10 protein-coding genes are annotated in these 10,670 nt (G+C 62.5%); 6 read left to right on the top strand and 4 right to left on the bottom strand.

Annotated features, from left to right (window positions below; genetic code table 11):
* Window positions 1–421 precede the first annotated feature (421 nt).
* Both C6W91_RS20135 and C6W91_RS20130 read left to right on the top strand, forming a co-directional pair.
* A complete protein-coding gene (locus tag C6W91_RS20135) occupies window positions 422–1,534 on the top strand; it encodes a Ppx/GppA phosphatase family protein (RefSeq protein WP_274833666.1) in 1,113 nt (370 codons plus the stop codon).
* Between the two features lie 111 nt (window positions 1,535–1,645).
* On the top strand, window positions 1,646–2,377 hold the full coding sequence (locus C6W91_RS20130; RefSeq protein ID WP_274829278.1) for an RlmE family RNA methyltransferase: 732 nt from the start codon (window positions 1,646–1,648) through the stop codon (window positions 2,375–2,377).
* A 30-nt stretch (window positions 2,378–2,407) separates the two neighbouring features.
* Here the strand turns inward: C6W91_RS20130 and C6W91_RS20125 are convergent, their stop codons facing one another.
* Window positions 2,408–2,575 carry a hypothetical protein gene (locus C6W91_RS20125; protein WP_274829277.1) on the bottom strand — a complete coding sequence of 56 codons (168 nt, stop codon included), beginning with the start codon at window positions 2,573–2,575 and terminating at the stop codon, window positions 2,408–2,410.
* 153 nt (window positions 2,576–2,728) lie between these two features.
* On the bottom strand, window positions 2,729–3,625 hold the full coding sequence (locus C6W91_RS20120; protein ID WP_274837109.1) for a YihY/virulence factor BrkB family protein: 897 nt from the start codon (window positions 3,623–3,625) through the stop codon (window positions 2,729–2,731).
* A gap of 188 nt (window positions 3,626–3,813) precedes the next feature.
* Between C6W91_RS20120 and cls the strand changes: the two genes are divergently transcribed.
* The 4 genes from cls to C6W91_RS20100 all read left to right on the top strand — a co-directional run bounded on the left by cls (window position 3,814) and on the right by C6W91_RS20100 (window position 9,518).
* Complete coding sequence (gene cls / locus C6W91_RS20115; protein ID WP_342455863.1) at window positions 3,814–5,235, top strand: cardiolipin synthase; 1,422 nt, start codon at window positions 3,814–3,816, stop codon at window positions 5,233–5,235.
* A gap of 134 nt (window positions 5,236–5,369) precedes the next feature.
* Window positions 5,370–6,026: an ABC transporter ATP-binding protein gene (locus C6W91_RS20110; RefSeq protein WP_274834208.1), complete on the top strand. Its 657-nt coding sequence runs from the start codon at window positions 5,370–5,372 to the stop codon at window positions 6,024–6,026.
* Entirely contained in the window at window positions 6,023–8,449 is a 2,427-nt protein-coding gene (locus C6W91_RS20105; protein WP_274837110.1) for an ABC transporter permease, read from the top strand. The genes C6W91_RS20110 and C6W91_RS20105 overlap by 4 nt, the downstream gene beginning before the upstream one ends.
* Window positions 8,439–9,518, top strand: coding sequence for a lipocalin-like domain-containing protein (locus C6W91_RS20100; protein ID WP_274837111.1), 1,080 nt, complete (start codon window positions 8,439–8,441; stop codon window positions 9,516–9,518). The genes C6W91_RS20105 and C6W91_RS20100 overlap by 11 nt, the downstream gene beginning before the upstream one ends.
* Window positions 9,519–9,589: 71 nt before the next feature.
* On the opposite strand, the gene C6W91_RS20095 is transcribed toward C6W91_RS20100, so the two are convergent.
* Entirely contained in the window at window positions 9,590–10,021 is a 432-nt protein-coding gene (locus C6W91_RS20095) for a universal stress protein (protein WP_274829272.1), read from the bottom strand.
* Window positions 10,018–10,670, bottom strand: a 653-nt coding sequence (locus C6W91_RS20090) for a DUF3394 domain-containing protein (protein ID WP_370571478.1), incomplete at its 5' end; no start/stop codon positions are given. The genes C6W91_RS20090 and C6W91_RS20095, both read right to left, overlap by 4 nt.

The following is a 10,670-nucleotide window of genomic DNA, read 5'->3' as shown; positions in this document are numbered from 1 at the left end:
GCGGCCCTTGCCCACGATGACCTGAGCCGGGATATCGCGCCAGTATACGATGGTGACGTCAGGCATGTCGGGTCCTTTGCTTCGCGTCTGTTCTGCTGCGTTTCTAGAATGCGATCCTGAAACGCGGGTGCCGGTTTTCGACAACACTTGGGGTTTGAGCGACCTTTTGCTCTGGCTCTGAATACATTCTCCGGGCCCGCATGGCCACAGAGGGGCATCCTCATAATTCTCATCAAGCTTATGAGGTTGTCGCCAAGACCCTGCACAAGCCCCTGGCAACACAGGCTGAACGCCGAAACAAGGGCCGGAGCAGCGCCGTTAACCGGTACAAGGAAAGCGTCGATCCGGGCGCCGCCGCCCTTGCACATACGTCTTTGTGAACATATCCTAAAACCAACACGATAATCGGAGGGCGTGAATCATGGCGCCCAGGCGTTCCAAAGGTGCGGGCGCGTTTCCCAAGGCGGTTGAAACCCCTGTACCAGCCCGTCCGGATCCGGATGCGCTTTATGCGGCATTGGATCTTGGCACAAACAGTTGTCGCATGCTGATCGCCCAGCCCAATGGCAGTGGCTTTCACGTGGTGGACAGCTTTTCCAAGTCGGTCCAGCTGGGGACCGGCCTTGAACGAACTGGGCGCCTGTCTCGTTCGTCGATGTCGCGCACCATTCAGGCGCTGCGCATCTGTCAGCAAAAGCTCAAGCGGAACAAAGTGCGTCGGATGCGGCTCGTCACCACCGAGGCGTGCCGCCGCGCCAAGAACGCGCGCGATTTCATCCGGCAGGTCAAACGGGAAACCGGTCTGACGCTTGAAATCATCCAGCCCGAGGAAGAAGCACGTCTGGCGGTGATCTCCTGCGCGCCGCTGGTTTCGACCAAGACGGAACAGCTTTTGGTGGTGGATATTGGCGGCGGCTCGACCGAACTAGTCTGGATCGACATTTCCTCGGTCCCACGCCGCGACCGGCCCTCCGCCATCATGCGCCTGCACGCAGGGTTCCACCCCGCCGAAAGCCCCTTCCCCGCCGCCAAGGTGGTGGATTGGATTTCCGTGCCGCTGGGTGTGGCGACACTGCGCGATCAGTTCAACGACGTCGACGACGATGCCGCCCGTTTTGCCTTGATGAGCTGGTTCTTCGAAGAACACCTCGCCGATTTTGCCCCCTATAAGGATGAGCAGGCCCGCGAAGGTTTCCAGATCGTCGGCACCTCGGGCACGGTGACGACCGTCGCCGCCTCCCATTTGGGGCTGAAGCGCTACGATCGCACCAAGGTCGATGGGCTGCGCATGACCAGTGATCAGATCGACAAGGTGATCCGCGGTTATCTGGATCTCGGCCCGCAGGGGCGCCGCAGCGATCCGCGTATCGGCGAGGACCGTCAGGCGCTGATCATGTCTGGCGCCGCGATCCTGCAGGCTCTCCTTCGCTGCTGGCCCACCGACCGGTTGTCGGTCGCGGACCGGGGCCTGCGCGAAGGGCTGCTCTATGCACAGATGAGCGCGGACGGTGTTCTGGAAGACGGACCCTTTTAATAACGCAGACCGAACCCTCGGCATTTGAGTTTTCGCGTCCGATCTGTCATGGACCGCGGAAAGCGAGCCTATACTGGCAAAGACCGACATCGGCAAAGATGGTACAAAGAGATGGCAAAGACACCTTCCGGCAAGAGCCCGACCGGCAAGAACACTTCCGGCCGCGGCCAGCGTGACCTCAAGGTCAAGGTAAAGACCGCTCGCGGGCGCAAGCTTTCTTCGACCCGCTGGTTGCAGCGTCAACTGAACGACCCCTATGTGCGCCGCGCCCAGGCCGAAGGCTATCGCGGCCGGGCCGCCTACAAGATCATGGAGCTGGATGACAAGTTCCGCTTCCTCGTCCCGGGGGCCCGGGTCGTTGATCTTGGCTGCGCGCCGGGGGGCTGGGCGCAGGTCGCGGTCAAACGCATCAATGCGCTGGGCGAAAAGCAGGGCAAATCCATCGGCCGCATCATCGGCGTCGACCTGCAGGAGGTCGAGCCGCTGGCAGGGGCCGAATTCCACCAGCTCGATTTCATGGATGAGGGCGCCGACGATCAGGTGAAGGAATGGCTGGGTGGCATGGCCGATGTGGTGATGTCGGATATGGCCGCTGCCAGTTCCGGCCACAAGCAGACCGACCACCTGAAGATCATGGCCCTTTGCGAGGCAGCTGCCTATTTCTCGTTTGATGTGCTGGAACAGGGCGGCACCTTCGTGGCCAAGGTTCTGGCCGGCGGTGCCGAGGGCGACCTGCAGAAACTTTTGAAACAGAAGTTCACCAAGGTCGCCAATGTGAAACCGCCCGCATCGCGGTCGGACAGTTCCGAAAAGTTCGTGATTGCCACCGGCTTCCGGGGTTAAGCGCCCCGGCGGGCCGATCGGGCCGCTTTTTTAATGCAACGGCTGCTGCGTTGTCTGCAGGGACAGGGTGGCCAGCTCACGCAGCAAACGCGCATCTGGGCCTTCGTCTTCGCACTGGCGGAAAATCATCTGGGGACGCGGCGTCGGTGCCATGTCGGGCATCGGGCTCTTGAACAGATCTTGAAGGCGTTTCAGCATCGCGGCGGTCCTTATTCTTGCGTCGGCTGAATCTTGCCTACCCGCGTATTTCGCCCAGCCGATGGCCAAATTGTGGCAAACCTGCCTTTTTGTTGCAAAACCGGAAACAATAAGGCTTCCACCTCCGAATTTTCCAAGAACCGCTGGTGCATACTATTCGACGTAGCTGTCCCCAGACGCCTCTGCTGCCTCGGCGCCCGGCTGGTCCAGTCGCATCAACGCACCGTTGAACTCGGCGCCAAAAATCAGGATCGCGGCATTCACATAAAGAAAGATCATCGCCGCCATGGCTCCCGCTAGCCCCGCATAGGTGGCCGAATACTGCGCGAAAGATCCGACATAGATCGCAAAACCAATCCCCGCTGCCCACCACAGCACCACCGTCAGCACCGCCCCCGGCAGGATCTGCGATACCCGGTGCCGCTGCCCGGGCAGCAGTATATGGCACAGCAGCACCGCGACCAGTGGCAACAGAAACAACAACACGCCACTGAATCCCCGCTCCCATCCCGGTCCGACCAGCTGATAGGGCAGCAGATCAGCGATATAGCGGACATAAAGCGGCAAAACGACCTCGAAGAGAGCCGCCACAAGGATGCCCGCGCCGCCCAGCACCACCAGCCCGGCGCAGATCAGGCGCGCCTTCCAGAAAGGCCGGGGATCGTTGTCGCCATAGGCATTGACCATGGCCACCCGCACCGCGTTGACACCGTTAGAGGCGAAATAGAGCGCCAGAACCCCGCCCAACGTTGCCAGTTGCGTGCTGGAGGTCTCCAAAACCGCGAAGAGTTCGTTCAGGATCGGCTTAGAAACCTCCTCGGGCCAGCCGCCAAAGACGAGGTCCACCAGATCCTCGATCGCGACATCCTGTGACAAAAGGCTCGCGGCGGCCCCCGAAAGGGCGACGGTGAACAGGACAAAGGGGAACAGCGCCAGCATCATCGACATGGCGATATGACTGCTCATCACCCATCCGTTCTTGCGGTTGAATGCGGCGGCAGCGCGTGCCAATGCGCGCAGCCAAGGGGAAAAGACAGCAAACAGGTTCATGCTGCAAACCGTTCCACAGCCTCGGCAGAATCGCCAGTCTGACAGGGCTGGTTTTCACCTCTGGTGTGACCTGTGTCCTCCCGGTCACCCAAAAGCCTGCGGTCCTCGCCCCACGACTGCCCACTGGCAATCAGCGCAGGCCCCGGCCATACTCCATTGGAAAGGAACCGAATAATGGGACAGGCCAGGTGACGTTCTGGGTCGCGATCAGCACGGGTGGCGTCCTCCTGATGTGGGGGCTTGCGGTTCTGGGCGCGCTGAACGCGGCCCGCACCGCCCGCACGCCACAGGGCGCCATCGGCTGGGTCGTGTTCCTGCTGGCCTCGCCCCTGATCGCCCTGCCCGCCTATATGATCTTTGGCCATCACCGGTTCGAACGCTACCGCGCCGCCCGCCAGGACGCCCATCGCGCCGTGCAGGACATGCAGCCAATGGCCGAGGTGCGGGGTACACATAGCCCGGCGAAGATGGCCGTGGACCCTGCACCGTTCGAAGCGGTCTCTGGCCTGCAGGTCTGTACCGGTAACGGCTTCCGCCTGCTGATTGACGGAAAAGCCGGGTTTGCCAGTATGTTTCGCGCCATAGATGAGGCGCGCGACTACCTCTTGATCCAGTTCTACATCGTGCGCGACGATGATCTGGGACGCCGCCTAAAGAGGCACATCATCGCCGCCAGACAGCGCGGCGTTGCTGTCTGGTTCATGGCCGACCGGATCGGTAGCCACGGCCTGCCCACCTCCTATCTTGCCGAGCTGCAACAGGCTGGCGTCAATCTGGTGGATCGCGGTACCCAAAGGGGCCCCAAGCACCGCTTCATGCTGAACTTTCGCAACCACCGCAAAACCGTGGTGGCCGATGGCCGTGTCGGCTTTACTGGTGGGCTGAACGTCGGCGATGAATATATCAGCCACACCAAGGCGTTTGGCGACTGGCGCGACACCCATGTGGAGCTGACCGGCCCGGTGGTGCAACAGCTGCAGCTGACCTATGCGCAGGACTGGCATTGGCTGACGGATGAGCCGATCCTGGACCTGCTCACATGGGAGCCGGAGCCGTCGCCGGAAAACCGATCCGCCCTGATCGTCCCGACAGGGCCCGGGGATACCACCGAAAACGGATCAATGATGTTCTTTTCGGCCATCTCTGCCGCCCGCAGCCGGGTCTGGATCGCTTCGCCCTATTTCGTTCCCGACCTTGATGTGGTGGCCGCCCTCAAACACGCAGCGCTGCGCGGCGTGGATGTGCGCATACTGTTGCCAGGCATTGTCGACCACTACCTGCCATGGTTGGCCTCATTCGCCTATTTCGATGACCTGCAAAAGGTCGGTGTTCAGGTCCTGCAGTATTCCGGGGGCTTCATGCATCAAAAGACCTTTGTCGTCGATGATACCGTCGCCGCCGTCGGTACCACCAATATGGACAATCGCTCTTTTCGACTGAATTTCGAAACCATGGCGCTGTTCTTTGATACCGGCGCGGCGGAATCTGTCGCCGCGATGCTGGAGGATGATTTCAGTCGCGCGCGCAGTTTGGATCGGCCACTCGCAGCGCAACACTGGTCCGTCCGCCTTTTCGCCCCCGTGGCCCGGTTGCTGGCGCCGGTACTGTGAGAGCCCGACCCCGTTTCCAAAGTCCCGAACTGACGCCGCGATCCCAGCAGGCCGCCCTGTTCCGCGCGCAAAATGCCCCTAAATGTTTCCCAGTCACAACCAACACCCCAGCGCCGACAGGATGACAAACCACTATGGTTCTCAAGATTACCGACGTGAGCAAGAGTTATACCTCAGGCCAAGGTGTGACGCCCGTATTGCAGGCGGTCTCGCTGACGCTTGAGGCCGGATCCAGCTTGGCCCTGACCGGGGACAGCGGATCGGGGAAAAGCACCCTGCTCCATCTAGCTGCGGCTCTGGACAGTTTTGACAGCGGAGAGATCACAATCGAGGGCACGCCCCTGTCCGGGCTGAACGAGGCCGCGCGCGCCGCCCTACGCCAGCGGCAGGTCTCTATCGTGTTCCAGCAATTCAACCTGATCCCATCCCTCAGCGTTGGTAGCAACCTCAGCCTGCACGCACGGCTGAGCCGCCGCCGGGACCGCGCCTGGGAAGACCGTCTGACCGACCGGCTGGGCCTATCGAACTTACTGGACCGCTATCCTGACCAGCTATCCGGCGGACAACAGCAACGGGTCGCCATCGGCCGCGCCATGGCCCTGCGCCCGGCGCTGCTGCTGGCCGATGAGCCGACCGGAAACCTTGATGAAACCGCGAGCGAGGCGGTGATGGGCCTGATGCTACAGCTGCTGCGCGACAGCGGCGCGGCGCTGTTTCTGGTGACCCATTCGGACAGTATCGCCAACCAGCTGGACCGGCGGCTGCACCTGAAACAGGGCCAGATCGCATGATCACTGCCGCCTTTCAGACGTTGCTGTCCCATTGGCGGCGCCATCCCTTCCAGTTGCTCGCCATCGTCGCCGGGCTGGCGCTCTCCACGGGTCTCTGGTCAGCGGTGCAGGCCATCAACGCCGAGGCCCGCGCCAGCTATGCCCGCGCCGCCAGCCAACTGGGACAAGCGCAGGCCGATCAGCTGGTGGCCGGTGATGGCGTGATCCCGCTTAATACCTATGTGGCCCTACGCCGCGCCGGTTGGCGGCTGGCTCCGGTTCTAGAGGGGCGCATCAAGCTGGGCACGCAATCCATTGATCTTATGGGGATTGATCTCCTGAACCCGCCGCCTGTCGCACTGTTGTCCGGAGAAACAGGCGAAGAGGATGAGGCATCCGATATCTCACTGTCGTTGCTGCCCCCCGGCCAGTTGTTCCTGCACCCGGAGACCGCCGCGTCTCTTCCACCGGTCAAGCGTACGCCGCGCATTGTAGCGTCCCCCGAGGTGCCCCGAGGCACGGCGATTGCCGATATCAGCTTGGCGAGCCGACTTCTCCAGCGTCCGGATACCCTAGATCGGCTGGTGATCCTTCCAGAACAATCCAGTGACCTGCCGCCGCTAGAACAACTAGCGCCAGCGCTCACCCGGATCAGCGCACAGACGGCAGGTTCAGCTACGGACCGGCTCACAGACAGTTTTCACCTCAACCTCACTGCCTTTGGTCTGTTGTCTTTCGCCGTCGGGCTGTTCATCGTGCAGGGCAGCATTGGGCTGGGGCTGGAGCATCGCCGCGGTCTGTTCCGCACCCTGCGCAGCCTCGGGCTGCCGCTGCGCACCCTTGCTGGTTTACTGGTGGCAGAACTTGCGCTCATTGCACTGGGCGCTGGTGGCCTTGGCCTGATCATAGGTTATGGCGTTGCGGCGGCGCTGCTGCCAGATGTCAGCGCGACGTTGTCCGGACTATACGGTGCCTCGGTCGAAGGCAGCCTGACCCTGCGCCCGGCATGGGTTCTGTCCGGCCTTGGCATTGCCCTCGCGGGGACCGCACTGGCAGGCGCGCGGGCGCTGTTCAGCCTCTGGACCATGCCGGTGCTGGCGGCTCCGGCAACCTCCGCCCGGGGACAGCAGACCGCCCGGTCCTTCCGGCTGACCGCTCTTGCAGGCTTCCTAATGATGTCCGCTGGCTGCGCTACGCTGTGGATGTTTGACGGGCTGGTGGCGGGCTTTGCCTTTCTGGCCGGGCTGATGCTGGGCGCGGCGCTGCTGCTGCCACAGGCGCTGTCGCTGCTGCTGCGCCTTGGGGCCCGCAGTGCACGGGGTCCGCTCGCAGAATGGATCTGGGCCGACAGCCGTGCGCAACTGCCCGGCCTGTCGCTGGCGCTGATGGCGCTTCTGCTGGCGCTGGCGACGAATATTGGCGTTGGAACAATGACTTCCAGCTTTCGGCTCACCTTTACCGGCTGGCTGGATCAGCGGCTGGCGGCAGAGTTCTATATCACGCTGAACAGCAACCAGCAGGGCACTGACTTTGCGGCATGGGCTGAAACACAGCCCGATGTCCGCCTGCTGCCGATCCGCTGGCATGAGATCCGGCACCGAGAGGCACCGCTGCGGATCTATGGCGTTGTCGACGATCCGACTTACCGGGACAACTGGCCGATCCTGCGGGCGCTGCCCGGCGTCTGGGATCAGGTGGCCGCGGGTCAGGGCATTCTGATCAACGAACAGCTGGCCCGGCGCCACGAGTATGCGCCCGGCGACACGCTTACACTTGCGCCGGACTGGAACCCGACCATCGCCGGGATCTATTCCGATTACGGCAATCCAAACGGCCAGGCCATCGTCGCCCTGCCGGATCTGCTGCACCGCGCGCCCGACATCCCGAACCGGCAATTTGGCGTCCGCATCCCCCCGGAACGCAGCGCGGATTTTATCAGCTCTGTCCGGCAGAGGTTTGATATCAAAACGGAAAGCATAAGAGACCAAGCCACGATCAAGGCGCGATCATTGGCGATCTTTGACCGGACTTTCGTCGTCACAGAGGCGCTCAACCTGCTGACGCTGGGGGTCGCCAGCTTTGCCATGCTGACCAGCCTTCTAACCCTCTGGGGGCAGCGGCTACCGCAACTGGCACCGGTCTGGGCCATGGGGGTGACGCGCGCACGGCTGGCCCGGATCGACATCCTGCGTAGCCTGCTGCTGGCGGGCCTCACTGCCTGTCTGGCGCTACCCCTGGGGCTGGCGCTGGCCTGGGCGCTGCTGGATGTGATCAATGTCGCGGCCTTTGGCTGGCAATTGCCGATGTATCTGTTCCCACTCGACTGGCTGCGCCTGTTCCTGCTGGCGTTGCTGGCCGCCGCCCTGGCTGCCCTGATCCCCGCCCGCAAGCTGAGCCGCCTGTCACCATCCCACCTGCTGAAGGTCTTTGCCAATGAACGATAAGCCGCTGGCGATCCTTGCTGCCGTTCTCCTGACGTTCGGCCTGACCCTTGCGCCCTTGTTGTTGCGGGCGCAGGGTTTCGCGGGCCTGGGCACCAAGGCTGAAGGATTTGCCATCCCCGAACCGGGCACCGTGCTCAGCTTTCCGCGCGACCATGGCCCGCACCCAGGTTTTCGTATTGAATGGTGGTACTTGACCGCCAATCTTCAAGACGCGGACGGACAAGAGTACGGCATTCAGTGGACCCTATTCCGCTCTGCACTGGCCCCCGGAGAGCAACCGGGCTGGGACAGCCCGCAGATCTGGATGGGGCATGCTGGCCTCACCACCGAACGGCAGCATTACTTCGCTGAACGTCTGGCGCGCGGCGGTATCGGACAGGCCGGGGTCACCGCAGATCCGTTCAACGCCTGGATCGACGATTGGCAGGTGCGCGGCACCGGGGCAGGCATCGACCAGTTGAGCCTCCGCGCCAGCGGAATGGAGTTTTCCTATGATCTACAGCTCTCGGCCGACACGCCGCTGGTCCTGCATGGCGCGGATGGATATTCGGTCAAATCCGCCAGCGGACAGGCGAGCTATTACTACTCCCAGCCCGGCTACCGCATCGAGGGGCAGTTGATGCTGCCCTCGGGCCCTGTTGCCGTCACCGGCCACGGTTGGCTTGACCGGGAATGGTCCAGTCAGCCACTCGATGAGGATCAGACCGGCTGGGATTGGTTCTCCCTAACCTTTGACAGCGGTGAAAAACTGATGGGGTTCGTTCTGCGCGGCGCGGGCGGCGATTTCACATCCGGCACATGGATTACTGCCGATGGCAACGCCCGCGCCCTGCCCGATGGCGCCTTCTCAGCGCAGCCGCTGGACTACAGCAGCGTCGCGGGCCGCTCCGTTCCCACTCGCTGGCAGATCTCGCTGCCTGAACAGGAGCTGTCAGCAACCGTGGAGGCGCTGAACCCGCAAAGCTGGATGGGCACCGCCTTTCCCTATTGGGAGGGTCCTGTTCGGGTCAGCGGTAGCCACAACGGTCGCGGGTATCTGGAGATGACCGGTTATGAGCCAGACGAGTAGCTGTCAGGCATGAAAAGAGGCGCCACAAGCGGGCGCCTCTGATCTGTCGTACTCAGCATTGGACCGCTGACCTACCGAACCACGTAGACCGAACAGTCGCTGTGCCGGATTACCCGCGCGGCGTTGGGGCCAAGGAGGTAATCCTTGAGGTCGGGCTTATGCGCGCCGATCACGATCAGATCGGTTCCCGCCTTTGCCGCCACTTGCAGGATTTCCTGATAGGCGGTGCCGGTGGCCACCACATGGCGCACCTTGGCGTTCCGCTCCGCGCCGAGAACCTCTTCGCAGAGGTCCCGCAGATGCGCGGTGGTGTCCTTGACCGCCTTGTCGTGGTGGTGCTCTTCGAAGAAGCCGGAAACCCAGCTTTCCCCGAAATCCGGCAGGACGTTCACCACGTCCAGCTGGGCATCATCCAGCGCAGCAAGCCGCGCCGCCTGTTCCAGCACCTTGCGGTCCAGCGCCGCATCGCTCAGTTCAAGCGCACATAGAACGGATTTGCTCATGCCGGTACTCCTTCCTTGCTGGCGCGACCACGCTGCATCATGGCCACCAATGCCAGCAGCAGCAATGCGGGGATAAAGATCAGCTCCTTGGGCAGCTGATCCTGCGGCGCCTTGATCTCGGTGACCTGAACCGGGTCATCGCCATAGAAATCAAAGCTGCCAAGGACCTCTTCTGCCGGGGTGCCGAAACCAGGCGCGTCCAGTTTCATCAGCCCGTCTTCAGGCAACAGCACCAGACCGATTGCCTCGGCCATGGCCAGACCATCGCCGGAGCCATCCGAGGGGATCACCAGCGTTGTGGAAGCCGCGCCGCCAGTGTCAAAATCGGGACCTTCGATGCGGAGCCGCAACTCCTGCCCCGCTTCAGAAGCCGAGAGCACCTCAACCAGTTCGCTCGGGGCCGCCTCGGCAAAGGGTGGCATGATCCGGTTCATGAAGAAATCCGGACGGAACAGGGCAAAGGCCACAAGAACCAGAAGCACGCTTTCGTAGATGCGGCTGCGGGTCAGGAAATACCCCATCGTCCCGGCGGTAAAGACCAGGATCGCGATGGTCGCCGATATGGCCACCAATATGCCTTGAGCCCATGTCACATCGATCAACAGCAGATCGGTGTTGAAGATGAAGACAAACGGCAGCGCCACGGTGC

Origin of the sequence: Phaeobacter sp. SYSU ZJ3003 (assembly GCF_041300735.1) — a bacterium.
Lineage (GTDB): Bacteria > Pseudomonadota > Alphaproteobacteria > Rhodobacterales > Rhodobacteraceae > Phycobacter > Phycobacter gallaeciensis_A.
The sequence above is the reverse complement of the archived record's forward strand: the minus strand, read 5'-3'. Positions and strand labels throughout refer to the sequence as shown.